Source organism: Paractinoplanes ovalisporus, from assembly GCF_016834655.1.
In the GTDB taxonomy this organism is placed as follows: Bacteria; Actinomycetota; Actinomycetes; order Mycobacteriales; family Micromonosporaceae; genus Actinoplanes; species Actinoplanes ovalisporus.
The window spans coordinates 114,518-134,091 of record NZ_JAENHP010000016.1; the positions used below are offsets into that span (position 1 = coordinate 114,518).

The window sequence follows — 19,574 nt, forward strand, 5'->3', positions numbered from 1 at the left end:
CCACATAGGACACGATCCGATACCAACCCGCCATTTTCACGGCCGTCAGTGGTTAGTGTCTCGCCATCGGTGACCACTCGTCACCGCACGACATTGTCCGTACCCATAGGACGAGGTGGATAGATGCGTGCATCAGGGAAAGGGCTCCGGTCGGCCCTCGCGGCCGGCACCATCGCGGTGCTGACGATCGGCGCGGCCGGCTGTGCGGAGAGCGACCGCGACAACGGAGGCGGAGAGGGCTCGGCGAGCGGAGGCACGTTCATCTTCGCCGGCGCCGGCGACCCGAAGAACTTCGACCCGATCTTCAACGACGACGGCGAGTCGTTCCGGCCGATCCGGCAGATGTACGACACCCTCATCACCCACAAGCCCGGCACCGCCGAACTGACCGGCGGCCTGGCCGAGAGCTGGGAGAACGACGCGTCCGGCAAGGTCTGGACGTTCAAGCTGCGCCAGGGCGTCAAGTTCCACGACGGCAGCCCGCTCGACGCCGCGGCCGTCTGCGCGAACTTCGACCGCTGGTTCAATATGAAGGGCGAGGCCGCCCAGTCCCAGATGATCTATTACCAGGACGTCTTCGGCGGGTTCGCCGGCAGCAAGGACGCCGTCTACGACAACTGCAAGGCGCAGGACGCCTCGACCGCGGTCGTGACGATGACCCGCTACAAGGGCGCTTTCCCGGGCGCGTTCACGCTCACCGCGTTCTCGATCGCCAGCCCGACTGCGATGAAGCAGTACGACTCCGACACCGTCACGCAGAACGGTGACTCGTTCTCGTACAGCGCCTTCGCCAACGAGCACCCGACCGGCACCGGCGCGTTCACGTTCGGCGGCTGGAACAAGGCCACCGGCGAGATCACGCTGAACAAGAACGCCGACTACTGGGGCGACAAGGCCAAGGTCGACAAGATGATCATCAAGATCATCAAGGATGAGAACACCCGGAAGCAGGAGCTGCGCGCGGGCACGGTGCAGGCGATCGACTACCCGGCCCCGGCCGACCGCAAGGCGCTGGCCGACGAGGGCTACAAGGTGCTCGACCGGCCCGCCTTCAACATCCTCTATCTGGGCATCAACCAGAAGAACCCCAAGCTCAAAGACCTGCGCGTACGCCAGGCGATCGCGTACGCCCTCAACCGCGCGCAACTGGTGCAGACCAAGGGGCCGGGCGGCGCCGCGGTGGCCGACGAGTTCCTGCCCAACACCGTGCTCGGCTACGCCCAGGACGTGCAGAAGTACGAGTACAACGTGGACAAGGCCAAGCAGCTGCTGTCCGAGGCCGGCGCGACCGGGCTGACCCTCAACTTCTACTACCCGACCGAGGTGACCCGGCCGTACATGCCGAACCCGCAGGAGATCTTCACGGTGCTGGCCAATGACCTGCAGGCGGCCGGCATCAAGGTCAACGGCGTGCCGCGGCCCTGGAACGGCGGGTTCAAGGACGACGTGCAGCAGTTCGGCAAGCAGGACCTGCACATCCTCGGCTGGACCGGCGACTACAACGACCCGGGCAACTTCGTGGGCACGTTCTTCGGCCGGGGCAAGGTCGAGTTCGGCGACCAGGCCATGACCGAGATGTTCGACGCCATCGGCAAGGCCGACGCGACCGTCGACCAGGCCGCCAAGAAGACCGCGTTCGAGCAGGTCAACCGCGACCTGGCGGCCAAGTGGCTGCCGGCCGTGCCGATCTGGCACGCGCCGCCGGCTTTGGCCACCACCAAGAACGTCGAAGGCCTGGTGCCGAGCCCCCTGACCGCGGAGGAGTTCAACACGGTCTCGGTCACCAAGTAAGCGTTCCAGCGCGACAATCCGGCGCGCCGGCCGCCCTGGGGCGGTCCGGCGCGTCGGTTCCGGCGTTTCGGTTCGGCGTGACACAAAGGAAAACCCATGCTCAGAGTGATCTCGCGCCGGCTCGTGCAGCTGGTCGTCACCCTGCTGGCCCTGATGACCCTGGTCTTCTTCTGGCTGCGCAGCCTGCCCGGCGGCCCGGTCGACGCGCTGCTGGGCGAACGGGCGACCCCGCAGACCCGCGAACTGCTGACCCGGGCCCTCGGCTACGACCAGCCGATCTGGGTGCAGTACGGCCGGTTCCTCAAGAACGTGGTGACCGGCAACTTCGGCAACTCCATCCGTACCGGCGAGCCGGTGACCGAGGTGATCAGCCGTGCCTTCCCGGCCACCGTCGAGCTGGCGGTCGCGGCCATCATCATCGCGATCGGGCTCGGTGTCCCGCTGGGCTACCTCGCGGCCCGGCACCGCGGCCGGCTGCTCGACAACGCGACCATCATCGTCACCCTGGTCGGCATCTCGATCCCGATCTTCTTCCTGGGCTATCTGCTCAAGGACTGGCTGACCCAGGGCCTGCACCTGTTCCCGCCGTCGGGCCGGATCAGCACCGGCATGGACAACACCGACGTGACCGGGTTCTTCGTGCTGGACGGGCTGCTGACCCGCGAACTCGACGCCTCGGCCGACGCGCTGTGGCATCTGGTGCTGCCCGCCGTCACGCTGGCCACCATCCCGCTGGCGATCATCATCCGGATCACCCGGGCCAGCGTCCTCGATGTGCTCGACGAGGACTACATCCGTACGGCGGACGCCAAAGGTCTTCGCAACCCGACCATCCGCAAGCGGCACGTGCTGCGGAACGCGCTGCTGCCGGTCGTCACGATCATCGGCCTGCAGACCGGCGCGCTGCTGGCCGGCGCGGTCCTGACCGAGAAGGTCTACAACTGGGGCGGGCTGGGCACGCTGATCACCGACTCGATCGGGGGCAGCCGCGACTACCCCGTACTGCAAGCTCTGATCCTGCTCGCCGCCGCCGTCTTCGTCGTGGTCAACCTGCTGGTCGACCTCTCGTACGCGGTGATCGACCCGAGGGTGCGTGTGCGATGACCCGGGCCCTCTCCGACCACAAGCGCCGCCGCATCGACGAGCTGATCGCCCGCACGTCCGAGCCGGGCGGGGTCAGCCTCCTGCGGGACGCCGGCCGGCGGCTGCTGCGCAACCCGACCGCGATCGTCGGGGGCACCATCATCCTGCTGTTCCTGGTCATCGCGATCTTCGCGCCGCTGGTGGCGCCGCACGACCCGATCCAGCGGTTTCCCGAACTCACCCAGAAGCTGACCGTCGACAGCATCCCCGGCGCCACCGCCGGCCACCCGCTGGGCAGCGACCCGCTCGGGCGTGACTTCGCGTCCCGGATGATCTTCGGCGCCCGCCAGACGCTGTTCGTGGGCGTGCTCGCCACCCTCATCGGCCTGCTGATCGGCGTGCTGCTGGGCGCTCTGGCCGGTGCGATCGGGGGCTGGGTCGACAACCTGCTGATGCGGCTGACCGATGTCATGCTGGCCCTGCCCAGCCTGCTGCTGGCGATCACCCTGGTCGCGCTGGCCAGCCGGTCCACCCAGTGGACGGTGATCATCGCGGTCGCGATCGTCAACGTACCCATCTTCGCCCGGCTGCTGCGCGGGTCGATGCTGGCGCAACGCGAGAGCGACCACGTGCTGGCGGCCCGCGCGCTGGGCGTGAAACGACGCGACATCGTGCTGCGGCACATGCTGCCGAACTCGCTCACCGCGGTCATCGTGCAGGCCACGCTGACGTTCGCGGTGGCGATCCTGGACGCGGCCGCGCTGTCGTTCCTCGGCCTCGGCGACCCCGACATCAACCGGGCCGAGTGGGGCCTGATGCTGGGCGTCGACGGCGTCCGCTATTTCGAGGTACGGCCCGAGCTGGCCTACTTCCCGGCCCTGGCGATCATCCTCGTGGCCCTCGGCTTCACCCTGCTGGGCGAAAGCATCCGTGAGGCGCTCGACCCGAAGAACCGGCGGTGACGGTCATGCCCCTGCTCGACGTCCGCGATCTCTCGGTCACCTTCGAAAGACGAGGAACACGGCCCGTACGGGCGGTGGACGGTGTCAGCTTCACCGTGGAACCCGGCCAGACCGTCGGGCTGGTCGGCGAATCGGGCTGCGGCAAGTCGGTGACCAGCCTGGCCATCATGGGTCTGCTCCCCCGGCGCGGCAACAAGGTCACCGGCGAGGTCCGTTTCGAAGACACCGACCTGCTCACGTTGCGCCCCAAGGACCTGCGGGACTGGCGGGGCCGCGACATCGGCATGATCTTCCAGGACCCGCTGTCCTCCCTGAACCCGGTGATACCGCTCGGCGTCCAGGTGGCCGAGGTGCTGGAACGCCACCAGGGCCGCACCCGGCAGGCGGCCCTGCGCGAGGCCCGGGAACTGCTCGACGCGGTCGGCATCCCCGACCCCGCGCGCCGGCTCAAGGAGTTCCCGCACCAGCTCTCCGGCGGCATGCGGCAGCGGGCCCTGATCGCGATCGCCCTGGCCTGCAAGCCACGCCTGCTGATCGCCGACGAGCCGACGACGGCGCTCGACGTGACCATCCAGGCCCAGATCCTCACGCTGCTCAAGGAGCTGGTCGACGACTCCGGCACGGCCCTGGTGATGATCACCCACGATCTGGGCGTGGTGGCCGGGCTCTGCGACACGGTCAACGTCCTGTACGCGGGGAAGGTCGTCGAACGGGCCTACCGGCACGACCTGTTCGCCGAGCCCCGGCACCCGTACACCCACGGTCTGCTGCAGTCGGTCCCCCGCCTCGACGTCGACCGGGGCGAGCGGCTGCACCAGATCCGCGGCTCGGTCAGCGACAACATCCCGTGGCCGGAGGGCTGCGCGTTCGCCCCGCGCTGCGACCGGCTGGTCGACGACTGCATCGGCGAGACGGTGCCGCTCGAGCCCACTTTCCGCGGCGGCGCGCTGCGGTGCACCAACCCCGTACCGAAGGAAGTGGCGGTATGAGCGACGCGCTGGTCGAGATCGACGACCTGAAGGTCCACTTCCCGATCAAGAGCGGCCTGCTCTTCGACCGTACGGTCGGCCACGTCTACGCCGTCGACGGTGTCTCGCTGACCATCGCCAAAGGCGAGACGTACGGCCTGGTCGGCGAGTCAGGCTGCGGCAAGTCGACGCTGGGCCGCGGCCTGCTGCGCCTGGTCGAGCCCACAAGCGGCAGCATCAAGTTCGACGGCACCGACGTACGGGCCCTGGCCGGCGAGAAGATGCGCCAGTTCCGCCGCCGCATGCAGATGGTGTTCCAAGACCCGATGTCGAGCTTGGATCCCCGGCAGTCAGTGCAGTCGTTGCTGGTGGAGGGCTTGAAGGCGCACGGCCTGCACGCGGACGCCCCGACCCGGTTGAAGTCCACGCTCGACGCGGTCGGCCTGCCGGCATCGGCCCTGAGCAAATATCCCCACGAGTTCTCGGGCGGCCAACGCCAGCGGATCGGCATCGCGCGGGCCCTGGTGCTGGGCCCCGAGCTGATCGTGGCCGACGAGCCGGTGTCGGCGTTGGACGTGTCGATCCAGGCTCAGGTGGTCAACCTGCTGGGCGACTTGCAGGACTCGTTGGGCTTGACCTACTTGGTGATCGCCCACGACCTGGCGGTGATCCGGCACATCTCGGACATAATCGGCGTGATGTATCTGGGTGCGCTCGTGGAGGAGGCGTCGGCGGATCAGCTGTATTCGCGGCCGTTGCACCCTTATACGCGGGCTTTGCTGTCGGCCGTGCCCATCCCTGATCCGCGCGTGGAGGACCGCCGCGAGCGGATGTTGCTGGCCGGCGACCTGCCTTCACCCGCCAATCCGCCCAGCGGTTGCCGTTTCCGCACGCGTTGTCCTTGGTCGCAGTTGCGCTGCGCTTCGGAGCGCCCTGCTCTGCGCGTCTTCGACGATTCCGGCCAACGGGTGGCGTGCCACTTCGCCGCCGAGATCTTGAGCGGCAAGTTGCGCCCACACGAGGTCCGAGCCGAGCTGGTCCGCCCCGACTCGCCCGGCGCCGACGCGGGTGGCGAGTTGATCCCTACCCAGCCCGACCTGCCCACCCAGTAGGCAGGGCCACTCGTCACCTACTTGGACGTCCCAGCTTGACCGGCCTTGTCGGCAGCTGGCGGCGGCGCGGGCGACGTCGCGAACACCGAAGCGACCGCGATCGTCGCGATGGCAGTAGCTGCTGTCGTTGCCCCCGCCACAACAATCGCAGTGACCGGCGCCCCGAGAGAACGCAAACTCCGGAAACTCCGAAGGCGGCTCCAAGCCACGCCCGCCTGATCACACAGGCGCCGTTCCCAGAGCAAGCCGAGCACCATGCAGAAGACTATGACTTGGCCGGCGCGAACTGCTACACCGAGGACCACAGTTGCGCCGGACGTCGGAGTTCCGAGCTCCAGCCAAGGCAGGACTGAGGCTCCGGTAGCGCCTCGCGCCACGGAGTTCGCGACTACTTGAAGAGTTTCCGGGACTATCATCAGCACCATGAGCGTCCGGGCCTTACTCATGGCATTGGAGCCTCGAATTACGGGGTAAAAGTACCCGAACAACAGTCCATATCCGATCCATCGCAACAAGTAGAACAACGCAGCCACGATCGCGGCACCGCTGATCGTAACGACATTCTCGTTAGCGTTTACGGTCACGAATGCCCATCCGTCAATAGCGATTGCCGGCAGCGCCAGCAGCAGAGCGTATCCGGCGGCAACCGAACCTGACCTCCACGGCAGGTCCCCGACGTGGCTGCCAAACGCTGCGCGCTCAAGAGTCATCGCACTACTGCCACCCTTCCGATAGCCGGAATTACGTGTGGCAGCATCGTCAAGGCGAGCCTGAAGCTCGTCGTACTCGGGCAGATCGACCTCGCCAGACACGATTTTACTGCGCGCAGAGCGAAACAAGTCCTCAGCGGTCGCGACCATGAAACGCTGACGCAACGCAGCGCGCACAAGCATCTTGTGGTCGGGCTTGGTAATTGACGAAAGGGTTCGGATATCCCCCCGACCCAGGTTCCCCCTGAACCAGATCAGGAACAACAGAAGCGCAAGGACCGGAGCGGCGAAGTCGCCGAACGACCGCGCGTTGGGAACCCGCGCCAACGATGCCACCAGAACCGTTGCCGCAACCCACGCCAGCGGATTTCGCAGCGCAGAGCCGGTGGCCGCCGCAGAACGCAGATAGGTGACGGACAGAATGACAGTCACGATGCCAAGCAAAGTGATCATGTAACCACCGACGAGGATCGCACTACTCGTGTCCACCATGGCGTCGAGGACGCCGGACGGATCGGAAACAACCAGGACCGGAGGCAACGTGGACAGGACAGCCAACATATGGGCCGCGATTCGTCCGCTCGGCCACCCAACCTCGGCTTCGCGCATCAGCACAGTCACGATCGGCGTCACCAGGACGCCGATCCCCAAGGCGAACCAACCCGCCGACGCCGTTGCTTCTTTCCCTTGATTCGCGAGCACGACAGCGGCAACCATGGCGATTACCGCTGTTCCAAGACATAGAGCCGCCTTGGAGAGAGGGTTTCCCCGGGACGCAACAGAACCAATATAATGACGTGTTGCTTCTCCCGGTAGAAACCAGGAGGAAGTCAGCAGAAGAACCAATCCGGCAATGACCGGCCAGCCAAATGATATTTCTACACCATCGGTTGTTCTGCTGTATGCCGCCCAGCCCAGGAAACAGATCGAGAATATCAAGGCCGACCGGACGGCACTCCACTCAAGGTGCGGCAGTCCGCGCCCACCGTTGAACACCGCAACGAATGCGACCGGCAACGCCACTAACGTCAGGGATATCAATGCTGACACACCACCCGCCGAAGCAGCCGAGGGAAAGAACCATTCCCATCTCGACCCGACCGCGGGCCACCACCCCAGTTCACTCAAACCGATCCATACCGACGACGCCGCCGCCAGAAAGACAATAGCCACCGCTACCCGGTTCGCGATAAGAGCCGTGGGATGACGTTTCCGACGTGTAAGCACGGCCAAAGCTATCCAAGGCAGCAGACCACAAACTGACCAGTAGAACGTCGACATCAGAACCGCGACGTCGCCTTCCGCCCGGGGCAGAATCGGCCGATCGGGATCCCTGACCTCATTTTCCGCAAATATTGGCACACCTGCACCGATGGACACTGTCAGGTTATCTTCGGCTGAACCGGGATCGAACTGCAGCTCAATCCCTTTCGCATTGATGACATCTGGTTTCGACGCCGTGACACCAGCGATCACAGCGGTCGTTGTGTGAATATGCCAGGTCTGCCGGCGTACAAGTGAGTCCCCGCCCACAGCACTGGCAAAGACAACGTCCTCGGCGCCCGTAGAGGGATCGAGTAGCTGCTCGTATCCGCCCGTGAAGGCCATACTCACCACGGATCGATCCTGCAGATAGTCAAGAGTCGGATCACTGAAGGTCCACGAATACGGGAGCCCGATCACATCGACGAGGTTTCCGATGCCGAGCTCATCACGATTCCAAGCCTGGACCAATTGATCTTCCGCGCGCAAAGTCAGCTTGTAGCTGCACCCCACGGCGGGGCGCGAAGCGGGTTCCACGTAACAGGAGGCGTCCAGGCTTCGCCCTGGATGGGCCCGGATCTCACTGTCATGATCGCTTTCTGCAGCTTCGGCATCGAGATCATAGAAACCGGTCGAATTACCGACCAAAGCGGCACCAAGAAGCCCTGCTACCAGGAGCGACAGGGTTGCGATGAGACGCCATGGTCGATCCCGGAACCGCATCACTCCTTAGTAGAATCACCGGCGGTCGCGCGCAATAGTCTGCCCGTACCCAACAAGCCACCCCTTTCCCGCTTGCCAATAAGCAATGCACGAGTTCGGAAGGTAAAGAGATCCAAAGGACTTCGCGGCACTGATATGATCGGCGGTTCGTTCAGCGCGTCGGAGTCTCGCCACACGCGTGCACTGCGAGGCGGACAATGTCGTCCTTCGCGCACCGGCCGAACCTCACCGAGCACATCGCTTTGATCAAGCACCTCGGAGGGCGGCAGCCAGTTTGCGGCGGGAGGTGATGGCCAGCTTTCGGTAGATGCGGGTCAAGTGATATTCGACGGTGGATGTGCTCAGGAACAAGCGGGCGGCTATCTCGCTGTTAGTGGCTCCGGCGGCGGCCAGCGCTGCTACCTGGCGTTCCTGTGGGGTCAGGTCGCGGTCGGGGCGGTTGGTTCTCGGGGTGGGGTGGTCGCCGGTTGCTTTCAGCTCCAGCTGGGCCCGTGCGGCGAAAGCCTCGGCTCCCATCTGGGCGAACATGTCGTGGGCTGTGCGTAGCTGGGAGCGGGCGTCGGCTCGGCGGCGACGGCGGCGTAGCCACTCGCCGTACAGCAGGTGGCTTCGGGCCTGTTCGGTGCGGATCTGGGTGTGGGCCAGCAACTCCAGCGACTCCTGGTAGAAGGCCTCGGCGTGGTCGTCGTCGGCCATCAGGGCGCGGCCGCGGGCCAGCAGGCCAAGACCCCAGGGAGTGCCGCTGACGGGAGCGCGTTCCTCCATGCGTACGAGGGCGGCTTTGGCTGCCTCGTGGTCTCCGCCGCGTACTCCAGACTCAACGATCTCGTGCAGGGAACGTGTTGCGGCGCCTGGCTTGTCGCGGTCGAACGAAGGCTTCAAGCAGTCCAGGGCCGCCGGGTAGTGGCCCAGGCTGATCTCCAGGATGGCCACGGAGTTGCGGACGAAATGGTCGAGGCCGGTGGCTTCGGCGGCCATGGCCCGGGTCTCGGCCTCGCGGCCCCGCCACGCCAGCAGTTCGATTCGCTGGGTTTCGCCGCGCAGCGGTTGTCCTACGAGGGTGGACAAGGCGGCCAACTCGTCCTGCAGGGCCTCGGCGGCGTCGAAGCGGCCCGCTCTCAGCTCCCAACCGGCTCCTACGGCGAGGGTGGTCCGCAACGTGCCCAAAGCGCCGGTTCGGCGGTCGTACTCCTCGAGCCGGGTCCAGGCCCGGCGGCCGGCGTCCTCGTCCCACAGGTCGTCGGCGGCCAGGGTGCTGATGACGGCAAGTGGAGGGCCTTCCTCCACTACGCCGGCGTCCAGGGTGGCCAGCGCGGCGCGCATCAGGGGCACGGCCGCCCGGTAGTCGCCCGTCAGGCGCGTGGCGTAGCCGATCAGGAACAGGTCCGCGTACGTCGGCCGGGCCGTTTCCATGGCCGGCGACGCCATCACCGTGCGGGCCAGTTCCAGGGTGGAGTTGTGGTCGCCGGCGATCAGGATGGCCTGCATCGCCTCGAACAGCATCCGACGGGTCAGCACGGCGTCCACGCCGGCGATCGACTCGGCCGCTTCCAGGAGCATCGCGGGCGCGGTGGCGTAGTGACCCGCGTACATCTCGGCGGTCGCGCGCGCCTGGCGGGCCAGCGTCAGGGAAAGGTCGGGGCCGCTCGGGTTCTGGGCGGTGCGCCGGGTGCCGTCATCAGCGCGTGCGACAGACACGGCGCGGGACTCGGGTTGCGCAGGGGGCCGGGACGCCGAGGGGACGGCGGGGACGAGGTGGGCCGCGTGGCTGGACTCGGCTCGGTCGAGGAGTTCGCCGGCTGCGGCCGGGTCGCCGAGAACGAGGTGGGCTCGGGCGGCGGCGACCAGGCGTGCGGCCCGGGCCCGGGGGTCGGGTGAGAGGTCGGCCGCGCGGGAGAGGAAGGCGGCCCGCTCGGAGTGGCCGCCGCGTTCGGCGGCCCTCTCCAGCAGGGTGGCCACCTCCTCGTCGAGCCCGATGGTGGCCTGCGCGCGGTGCCACGCATGGCGGTCGGCGTCGAGCACGGGGTCGTACACGGCAGCCAGGGCCGCGTGCACGCGCCGGCGCTCCGGTGCCTCGGCGCCCCGGTAGACGGCCGAACGGATCAGCGGGTGCCGGAAGTCGAGGGACGGGGTGAGGATGCCGGCGGCCAGTGCGTGGTCGATCTCGTCGGCGGCGATCTCCAGATGGATGGCGGCCCGCCAGAGCAACGACGGCTCGTTCGGTGGGGCGGCCGATACGAGCAACAGCAGCAACCGGGTCAGGGCGGGCAGCGGCCGGATCTGGTGCCGGAAGTGGGTTTCCAGCCGGTCGCCGACGGGGAGCGGGGTGGGCAGCGGGGCGATGCCGGCCAACTGCCCGGGGGTGAGTGTGCGGGCGAGCTCGATCAGGGCCAACGGATTGCCGCCGGTGCCGGCAACGATGGTCGCGGCGACCGCGTCGTCGAGGCGTACGGGAATGCCTGCCGGAAGCGGGTCACGACCATCGACACGTACGGGAATGGCTGTCGGAAGCGGCTCTGGGGCGTCGAGGCGTACGGGAATGGCTGTCGGAATGGGGTTTTGGGCGTCGACGCGTGCGGGAACGCTGGCCGACAACAGGTTTCGGGCGTCGCCGGGCGGCAGGCCGGTCAGCGTCAGCGCGGGAAGACCGCCGGGACTGTCCTCGCGGGTCGCGAAGAGCAGCCCCAGAGCCTCGGCGTGCAACCGGCGCGCGACGAACGTGAGGGCGTCGGCCGACTCGCGGTCGAGCCATTGCGCGTCGTCGATCAGGCACAGCAACGGTTGCGGCGCGGAGGCTTCGGCCAGCAGCGTGAGTGTGGCCATGCCGACGAGGTAGCGGTCGGGTGTGGGGCCGGCGGTGCGGCCGAACGCCGTACGCAGGGAATCGCTCTGTGGCTCGGGAAGCGCGTCGATCTCGCCTAGCCACGGACGCAGCAGGCGGTGCAGCGCGGCGTACCCGAGGCACATCTCCGGCTCGACCCCGGCGATCGCCACGACCCGTACGTCGGAGGAGCACCGCGCCTGGTCGAGCAGGCTGGTCTTGCCGACGCCGGGCTCACCGACCAGCACCAGGGTTCCGCTGCGGCCCTCGCGCACGCCGGCCAGCAGGTCGGCCAGGGCGCGCTGTTCCTCGTGACGACCGATGAACATCCCGGCCTCACCCCCCGCGTCTCAGGGGATCACCCGCGGGCGCCGGAATCGCCAGGGACGGACCCTAAGCGCCGGGACTAGGGTCTGTTCAAGAGGGGTTGCGCAGGGCCTCGGCCAGCAGGCGGCGGGACGAGATGCCGAGCTTGGCGTAGATGCGGGACAGGTGATATTCGACGGTCTTCTGGCTGACGTAGAGCTCGGCCGCGGCCTCCTGGTTCGTCCGGCCGTTGGCGATGACGTGCGCCACCGACAGCTCGCGTTCGGTCAGGGTGAGCGGTCGGCCGGGGGCGCCTTCGGCCACGGTCAGCCCGGTCGCGGTCAGGTCCTGTTCGCACCGCTGCTGGAACGGTGTGGCCCGCAGCGCGGCGAAGCGGCGGTGGGCCCGGGTGAGCCAGGTCGCGGCATCGCGGCGTGAGGTGGATCCGGTGGCCAGCAACAGTTTCCCGTACGCGTGCTCCAACGCGCCCCGATAGAGCGGCGCGGTGTCGGCGTCCACCTCGAACGTCAGTGCCTGCCGGTAGGTCTCCTCGGCGTCGCGCGGCCGGTTGCGGGCCTCGGCGATCTGGCCGGTCAGGCGGGCCACGACGTCGCGCAGGTAGCCGCCGTCGTGTTCGGCCCGCAGGTCGTGCAGCACCGCCTCGGCCTCGTCGAGCCGGCCGGTGCCGGTCAACGCCTCGACGAGCAGCGACTGCTGCCACAGCCGGAAGGGCCGGTATCGCAGGCGGGTGCCGTCGAGCAGCGGCCCCAACGAGCGGTGCATGCCGGCGTGGTCGGCGCGGGCCTGCGCGACGGTCGCGGCGGCCAGCGACGAGTAGACGATGTCGGGCGGCGACCCGAACGACTGCACGATGTGGGAAAGCTCGTCGAGCCGGCGCTCGGCACGCGGCCACTCGCCGCGGCCGGCGTCGACGCAGACCGCCGCGAACCGGCCCGCCGCGTCGAAGGCCAGCTGGTCCTGGGAGGCGGCGACGGCCCGGGCCCGCTCGGCGGCCGACTCGCTCTCGTCCCACTCGCCGGCGAGGTAGTGCACGACCGACTGCAGCGCCAGGGTCGCGGGGCCGAGCCGGGAACTCGCGCCCTGCTGGTCGCGCAGGGCGACCGTGCGCAGGTCGGCGCGGGCGGCGGGCAGGTGTCCCAGGAACAGCCGCATGACGCCCCGAGTGGCCAGGGTGTCGAGGTTGTCGTCGCGGACGTCGACGCCGGCCTCGGGCAGGTGGGTGAGGTCGTCCAGGGCCGCGGCCGGGCCCACGTGCCACATGCGGCCGGTGGCGAGCAACGCGCGGGTGAGATCGGTGGTGGACGGGTCGAGGTCGCCGATGTCCAGGGTGCGGCGGGCGATCCGTACGGTGTCGGCGCCGCGCCCGCTCGCGATGGTGATCTGGGCCAGGAACAGGCTCGCCAGGGCGGCGACCCAGCCGGCGCCGGGCGTCGCGCGGGCCTCTTCCCAGGCCTGGCCCAGGTGGGTCTCGGCGGTGGGGATCCGGCCCGCCATCATGTCCATGATGCCCAGCACACAACTGCGCAGCGGGCCGGGCGCGCAGTCCTCGACCTGCGGCCGCAGCGGCAGCACGGCGTCGGCCCGCAGGGTGAGCAGCGACTGGGCGCACGAGGTCAGCAGCCGTCGCTCCCGGTCGTCACGGCCGGTCGACAGGGCCGACGCCCAGCGCAGGCGGGTGGCGGCGACGGCGTTGCGCCCGAGGGCGGCCTCGGCCGTTCCGGACTGCTCGAGTTCGGCCGCCAGGTCGTCGTCGGTGCTGTCGGCCGCGGCGACCCGGTGACTCCAGCTGGCCGCCGTGCCGACGAGCCCGGCCGCGCCCGCGTGCAGGGCCCGTCGCCGGGCGGGGCTGAGCGCGTCGTAGATCGCGTCGCGTTGCAGGGCGTGCACCAGGGCGACCGGGCTCTGCGGTTCGCTGGGCCACCACACGGCCAGGCCGGCGGTCAGCGCCGGTCCGAGCGCCTCGGCCGGGTCGGCCAGACCGGCGAGCCGGCCGACGGCCGACAGCGGCATCCGGGCGTCCAGGACGGCCATCGCCTCGAGCATTTCGCGGGAACCGGCCGGCAGCCGGTCGAACTGGGTGTTGATGGCGAGCAGCAGTGAACGCGGCACCGGCCAGCGCTGCTGGGTGTCGTCGCGCAGCACGTCGGCCGGAACCTCGGTCAGCACCGTGCGGGCGTGCAGCGGGTGCCCGCCGGTGTAGGCGTGCAACCGCTCGCTCAGGCCGGGCGTCAGCGGGCCCGCGATCAGGGCCCGGGCCAGGCTCGCGACCTCGTCGCCGGACAGGCCGCCGAGTTCGAGCCGGGTCGCCCGCTCGGACGACCGCAGCAGGTTGTCGGACTCGGCCACCGGGCGGGTGGCCAGGATCGTCAGGACCCGGTCGGACCACAGGCGGCGCAGCACAAAACCCAGCGCCTGGACGGATTGCCGGTCGGCCCACTGCAGGTCGTCCACGACCACGGCGACGGGCCGGCCCGACTGCTGCAGTTCGCCCAGCAGGAGCAGCAGCTGCCCGCCGATCACATGCGGGGTGGACCCGGGAGCCGGCTCGGCCAGCAGGGGGAACCCGGCGACGGCGGCCCGGTCGAGCCGGCGTGTCAGTTGACCCGTGACGCCGTACGGGAAATCGGTCTCGGACGGATCCGCCGTGGCCCACAGGACGGTGAAGTCGTCGAGCGACGCCGTGAAACCACGCACCAGGGAGGTCTTGCCGATGCCGGCCTCGCCCTCGACGACGACCAGCCGGGAAGCACCGGCCCGGACCTCGTCGGCGCAGGCCCTCAGTTGCTCGGACTCCGCCGCCCGGCCGACGAAGAGCGTCACCCGATGACCTTATGAACCCCGGGTTCGCCGGCGCAACCCGTCGATCGGGACTGTGGTGTTTCCCTGATCCGCGGCACGGGTCGCCGTGGTGTCCTGACGCCCATGACGACACCGACGCCCGTCCTGTTCATCCACGGCCTGTGGCTGCACGCCACCTCGTGGCAGCCGTGGATCGAGCTGTTCCGTGAGCAGGGGTACGCACCGGCCGCGCCCGGCTGGCCCGGCGACCCCGACACCGTGGCCGAGGCCCGGGAGACGCCCGAGAGCATCGCCGACCACGGCATCGACGACGTGGTCGACCACTTCGCGGGAATCATCCGCGGCCTGGACTCGGCGCCCATCCTCGTCGGCCACTCCTTCGGCGGGATGATCGCGCAGAAGCTGCTCGGGCAGGATCTGGCCCGGGCCGCCGTGGCGATCGACGCCGCCCAGATCAAGGGGGTGCTGCCGCTGCCACTGTCCGCGCTGCGGGCCACGCTTCCGGTGTTCAAGAACCCGGCCAACAAGCACCGCGCGGTGTCGCTGACCGCCGAGCAGTTCCGGTTCGCGTTCGGCAACGCGATTCCCGAGGCCGAGTCGGACGCGCTGTTCGAGGCGTGGACGATCCCCGCCCCCGGCAAGCCGCTGTTCGAGGCGGCGGCCGCGAACTTCGACCCGCACTCGCCGGCCAAGGTCGACACCGCCAACCAGTCGCGCGGCCCGCTGCTGCTGATGACCGGGGGAAAGGACCACACCGTGCCGGAGGCGGTCGTGCGGGCCACGCTCAAGCAGTACCGGCACTCGGAGGCGGTCACCGACATCACCGAGTTCCCCGACCGGGGTCACTCGCTGACCATCGACAACGGCTGGCGTGAGGTCGCGGAGACCGCGCTGACCTGGCTGCGGCAGCAGGGTCTCTGATGGACGGCAAGCAGGTGATCGTCACCGGCGCGAGCCGCGGCATCGGCCTGGCCGTCACGGCCGCGCTGGCCGCCGCGGGCGCGTCGGTGACGGCGGTCTCCAAGGGGGGATCGCCCGAGCTGAAGGCCCTGGAGGAGACCGGCCGCGTGGTCTCGGTGCTGGCCGATCTGACCGATCCCGAGGCGCCGGCGGCGGTCGTCTCCGGGCTGCCGGGCGTGGACGTGCTGGTCAACAACGTGGGCGCGGTCCGGCCCCGCACCGGCGGGTTCCTGTCGGTGACCGATGCCGACTGGGAGGCGACGCTGGGGATCAACCTCCTTTCCGCCGTACGCATGACGCGCGCGGCACTCCCCCGGATGCTCGAGCGCAGGGCCGGCAGCGTCGTGACGGTCAGCTCGGTCAACGCGGTGCTGCCGGACCCGTTGGTGATCGACTACAGCGCCGCCAAGGCCGCTCTCACCAGCTTCTGCAAGTCGCTGGCCAAGGAGTACGGGCCGGCCGGGATCCGGGTGAACACGGTCAGCCCCGGCCCGGTCGCCACCGCCCTGTGGCTGGGCGGCGGCGGGGTGGCGGCCGCGGTCGCCGGTGCCACCGGAGGGGATCCGAAGGCGATCGCCGACCAGGCCGCGAGCCAGTCCGTCACCGGGCGGTTCACCCGTCCCGAGGAGGTCGCCGATCTCGTGGTGTACCTGGCCGGCGACCGGGCCGCCAACATCACCGGCGCCGACTTCGTCATCGACGGAGGGCTCGCCTTCCACTGAGAGACGGCCTTCACAGTTCGAACACGGCCCAACAGATTGACACATTTACATTGATGGAACGAACACGTAACGTACGGGCCGGGAGGTTCCGATGCGTGTTTCCGCGTGGCGTGTCTCGTTTCTGGCCCTTGTCCTGATCCTGGCGACCAGCCTGGCCGCGCCGGCGCAGGCCGCGGTCACCGGCGGCACCCGGATCCTGCCCCTCGGCGACTCGATCACCGACGGGTTCAACGTGCCCGGCGGTTACCGGATCAACCTGTGGCGCACGCTCATCGGCGCCGGCCACCTGGTCGACTTCGTCGGCTCGCAGTCCAACGGCCCGGCTGATCTGCCCGACCGGGAACACGAGGGCCACTCGGGCTGGCGGATCGACCAGGTGGACGCGCAGGCCACCGGCTGGGTGACCGCCACCGCGCCGCGCAGCGTGCTGGTACACCTCGGCACGAACGACATCGTGCAGAACTACGACCTGCCCAACGCGCCCGCCCGCCTGTCGGGGCTGATCGACAAGATCCGGGCCGCCGCACCCGGCGCCGACGTCTTCGTCGCGTCGATCGTGCCGTTCAGCGACCCGGCCCGCGAGTCCGCCGCCAACGCCTTCAACGCCACCCTGCCCGGCATCGTGCGCGGCAAGGGCTTCAAGGTGCACTTCGTCGACCTGCACGCCGCCCTGACCACCGCGCAGCTGGCCGACGGCGTGCACCCGAACCGCGAAGGGTACGACCGGATGGCCGCCGGCTGGGCCTCCGCGCTCGCCTCGGTGCCCGGAGCGGCGGGTGACGACGGCGCCGCGACCACCCTGCCGACCGGTTTCCGCTCGCTGCGCGTGACCACCAACGGCTACACCGACCGCTACGTACGTCATCAGGGCGGCCTGGGTTACACCGAGCACGTCGACGGCGGCAGCAGCGCGCTGCTCAAGCAGGACGCGACCTGGCAGGTGGTCCCGGGCCTGGCCGGCGGTTGCTACAGCCTGCAGTCGCGCAACTATCCCGGCCACTACCTGCGACACCAGAATTCCCGCGTACGCATCTCGGCCGACGACGGCACGTCCCTGATGCGAGCCGATGCGACCTGGTGCCCGCGAACCGCCCCGGGCGGCGTACGCCTGGCGTCGTGGAACTTCCCCGGCGCCTACCTGCGTCACTACGCGAGCGAGCTGTGGCTGGCCACTCCGGGCGGGGCCGGCACGTGGGAGAACGTCGCCAGCTATGCCCCCGATGTGACGTGGTCGTTCGACGCCCCGTGGGCCCCCTGATAGCGCCCTAGCATCTCGGCCGCCTGGGCGGTGATGTCGGCGATCACCGAGGCCGCGCTCTTCACCGCGTCGACCAGACCGACGCCCTGCCCGGCCAGCAGCGGCATCTCCTCCAGGTCGCCCGTGGTGGCGCGCGTCGGCACGAGGTTGGGGAACCGCGGGACTTCGATCTCCTGACCGCCCAGCACGGTGCGGCCGATCACCGGTCGCTCGGCGCCGGCCGGGTGGTCGAGGGCCCGGTTACGTAGCACCCGCATCGGATTGAAGTCGGGTGTCTCGGGGCCGAACTGCGATGTCCGTACGGTCTCGGTCGCCGTTGCCGTGATCAGACGCTCCTTGTAACCGTCGTGGGCCGCGGACTCGTCGGTGGCCACCAGGCGGGCGCCGATCCAGGCCCCGTCCGCGCCCAGCATCAACGCCGCCGCCAGCCCCCGCCCGTCCGCGATGCCGCCGGCCGCGAGCACCAGCGCCGGGGCGACGGCGTCGACCACGAGCGGTACAAGCGCGAACGTCGGCAGCGTGGCGAAGTTGTGCCCGCCTGCCTCCAGGCCCTGGGCGACCACCACGTCGACGCCGTCGCCGGCCGCCCGCTTGGCCGCCTCGACCGATCCGACCTGCTCGAAAACCCGCACCCCGGCCGTGTGCAGCCGGTCGATCCAGGCTCGCGGCGGATGCCCCCAGTAGAACGACACGGCCGGTACGGGGTCGGTGCAGACCACGTCGATCTGGTCGTCCGTGGTGAACCCGGTGATGAAGTTGACGTGGAACGGCCGGTCGGTGCCGGCCCGGATCCCGTCGACGACCTGCGCGAGCACCGGCGCCGGCAGCAGGCCGACCCCGAGCGCCCCGAGGGCACCGGCGTTGCTGACCGCGACCGGCAGTTCCGGTGTCATGGCGACGAAGGCCATTCCGGCCTGGGCGATCGGCGTGGAGAGTCCGTATTCCTCGGTGAATCTGGTCCGTAGCTCCATCCGGTCCACAGTGGCACCGTCGCCGCGCAAAGCCTGTCGCCCACCCGTCAGAGCGCGAACAGCAGAGCGGCACTGATCAGGACGGTGATGGCGGTGGCGAAGTGGACGCCGTACGCGGTGGCCTTGGAACCGCCGTTGCGCAGCACGATCAGCGTGTCACCGAACGGCGCCACGGCGACCACGAGCATGAACCAGGCCTCGGCCGGCGCGCCCGCGAAGGCGAGCAGGGCCAGGCCGACCAGACCGTACGTGAGGTCGCGGACGCCCTTCACCGTCAGGTAGGGGGTGTGCTGCTCCGGGACGCCGTATCCGGCCGCGGCCGCCTGGGGCGCCAGCAGGAACCGCGCGCCGATGAAGACGATGAACAGGTTGAGGACGATGGCGAGCCCGTACGCGAAGAAGGTGAGCATCTCGACTCCTTGCTAGCAGTGCTAGAACTACGAGCAACACTAACAAGGCATCGACAGGGGCGCTAGTGGCGCTAGGATTCCTGTCATGTCGATTCGGGAGCGCCGGGAGCGGGAACGTCAGGAGCGGGAGCGGCTGATCGTCGACGCCGCCCGGGAACTCGCCGAGTCCGAGGGGTGGGAGGCCGTCACCACGCGGCGGCTGGCCGAGCGGATCGAATACAGCCAGCCCGTGCTCTACAGCCACTTCAAGGGCAAGGACGCCATCATGGCCGCGGTCGCCCTCGACGGCTTCGCCGAGCTGGCCGCCGAACTGCGAGCGGCCCGCGCCTCGGCCGCCGACCCCCGCGCCGCGCTGGCCGGGGCCGCCGCGGCATACGCGAGGTTCGCCGAGACCCGGCCCGTCGTCTACGAGGCCATGTTCACCAGCAAGGTCGACCTCACGTTCGCCAGCGACGAGACGCCGCCCGCGCTGCAGGAGGGCTTCGCCGAACTGCGCGAGGCCGTACGCCCGTTCGCCGGTGACGACGACCTCGGTGCCCGTACGGAGGTGTTCTGGGCCGGCCTGCACGGCCTGGTGACCCTCACCCGGGGCGGCCGTCTGCCCGCCGAGGGCCACGAGGAGCGGCTGGCCCTGCTGATCCGCCGCTTCACCGGCTGACCGGGACGTCCCGCGCCCACAAGCGTGGTGACGACG

At 69.3% G+C, this 19,574-nt stretch carries 14 protein-coding genes; 9 read left to right on the forward strand and 5 right to left on the reverse strand.

Annotation, left to right across the window (positions count from 1 at the left end):
• The first annotated feature begins 123 nt into the window (after positions 1-123).
• From JIG36_RS35390 to JIG36_RS35410, 5 genes are all read left to right on the forward strand, one after another.
• On the forward strand, positions 124-1,791 hold the full coding sequence (locus tag JIG36_RS35390) for an ABC transporter substrate-binding protein (RefSeq protein ID WP_203380779.1): 1,668 nt from the start codon (positions 124-126) through the stop codon (positions 1,789-1,791).
• 96 nt (positions 1,792-1,887) lie between these two features.
• A complete protein-coding gene (locus JIG36_RS35395) occupies positions 1,888-2,895 on the forward strand; it encodes an ABC transporter permease (protein WP_203380780.1) in 1,008 nt (335 codons plus the stop codon).
• Positions 2,892-3,836, forward strand: coding sequence for an ABC transporter permease (locus JIG36_RS35400; protein WP_203380781.1), 945 nt, complete (start codon positions 2,892-2,894; stop codon positions 3,834-3,836). The genes JIG36_RS35395 and JIG36_RS35400 overlap by 4 nt, the downstream gene beginning before the upstream one ends.
• 5 nt (positions 3,837-3,841) lie before the next feature.
• Positions 3,842-4,825, forward strand: coding sequence for an ABC transporter ATP-binding protein (locus JIG36_RS35405; protein WP_203380887.1), 984 nt, complete (start codon positions 3,842-3,844; stop codon positions 4,823-4,825).
• The gene (locus JIG36_RS35410; protein WP_203380782.1) at positions 4,822-5,916 is read left to right on the forward strand and encodes an ABC transporter ATP-binding protein; all 1,095 of its coding nucleotides are present in this window, start codon (positions 4,822-4,824) and stop codon (positions 5,914-5,916) included. Before JIG36_RS35405 ends, JIG36_RS35410 begins: the two co-directional genes overlap by 4 nt.
• A gap of 17 nt (positions 5,917-5,933) precedes the next feature.
• Here JIG36_RS35410 and JIG36_RS35415 read toward each other — a convergent pair whose 3' ends face one another.
• The 3 genes from JIG36_RS35415 to JIG36_RS54380 all read right to left on the reverse strand — a co-directional run bounded on the left by JIG36_RS35415 (position 5,934) and on the right by JIG36_RS54380 (position 14,580).
• Positions 5,934-8,612 carry a hypothetical protein gene (locus JIG36_RS35415; RefSeq protein ID WP_203380783.1) on the reverse strand — a complete coding sequence of 893 codons (2,679 nt, stop codon included), beginning with the start codon at positions 8,610-8,612 and terminating at the stop codon, positions 5,934-5,936.
• Between the two features lie 246 nt (positions 8,613-8,858).
• Positions 8,859-11,762, reverse strand: a complete 2,904-nt coding sequence (locus tag JIG36_RS35420) for a LuxR family transcriptional regulator (protein ID WP_203380784.1) — start codon at positions 11,760-11,762, stop codon at positions 8,859-8,861.
• A gap of 88 nt (positions 11,763-11,850) precedes the next feature.
• Positions 11,851-14,580 (reverse strand): helix-turn-helix transcriptional regulator, encoded by a 2,730-nt coding sequence (locus JIG36_RS54380; RefSeq protein WP_203380785.1) that lies wholly within the window; start codon positions 14,578-14,580, stop codon positions 11,851-11,853.
• A gap of 102 nt (positions 14,581-14,682) precedes the next feature.
• Here JIG36_RS54380 and JIG36_RS35430 point away from each other — a divergent pair, with 102 nt between their 5' ends.
• From JIG36_RS35430 to JIG36_RS52625, 3 genes are all read left to right on the forward strand, one after another.
• On the forward strand, positions 14,683-15,480 hold the full coding sequence (locus tag JIG36_RS35430) for an alpha/beta hydrolase (protein WP_203380786.1): 798 nt from the start codon (positions 14,683-14,685) through the stop codon (positions 15,478-15,480).
• Positions 15,480-16,241: an SDR family NAD(P)-dependent oxidoreductase gene (locus JIG36_RS35435; protein ID WP_203380787.1), complete on the forward strand. Its 762-nt coding sequence runs from the start codon at positions 15,480-15,482 to the stop codon at positions 16,239-16,241. The genes JIG36_RS35430 and JIG36_RS35435 overlap by 1 nt, the downstream gene beginning before the upstream one ends.
• Positions 16,242-16,332: 91 nt before the next feature.
• Positions 16,333-17,499, forward strand: coding sequence for an AbfB domain-containing protein (locus JIG36_RS52625; protein ID WP_236048832.1), 1,167 nt, complete (start codon positions 16,333-16,335; stop codon positions 17,497-17,499).
• On the opposite strand, the gene JIG36_RS35445 is transcribed toward JIG36_RS52625, so the two are convergent.
• A complete protein-coding gene (locus tag JIG36_RS35445; RefSeq protein WP_203380788.1) occupies positions 17,451-18,470 on the reverse strand; it encodes an NAD(P)H-dependent flavin oxidoreductase in 1,020 nt (339 codons plus the stop codon). The genes JIG36_RS52625 and JIG36_RS35445 overlap by 49 nt on opposite strands.
• A 47-nt stretch (positions 18,471-18,517) precedes the next feature.
• Positions 18,518-18,880 (reverse strand): DUF4267 domain-containing protein, encoded by a 363-nt coding sequence (locus JIG36_RS35450; RefSeq protein WP_203380789.1) that lies wholly within the window; start codon positions 18,878-18,880, stop codon positions 18,518-18,520.
• Positions 18,881-18,965: 85 nt separating this feature from the next.
• Between JIG36_RS35450 and JIG36_RS35455 the strand changes: the two genes are divergently transcribed.
• Positions 18,966-19,538: a TetR/AcrR family transcriptional regulator gene (locus tag JIG36_RS35455; protein WP_203380790.1), complete on the forward strand. Its 573-nt coding sequence runs from the start codon at positions 18,966-18,968 to the stop codon at positions 19,536-19,538.
• Positions 19,539-19,574 lie beyond the last annotated feature (36 nt).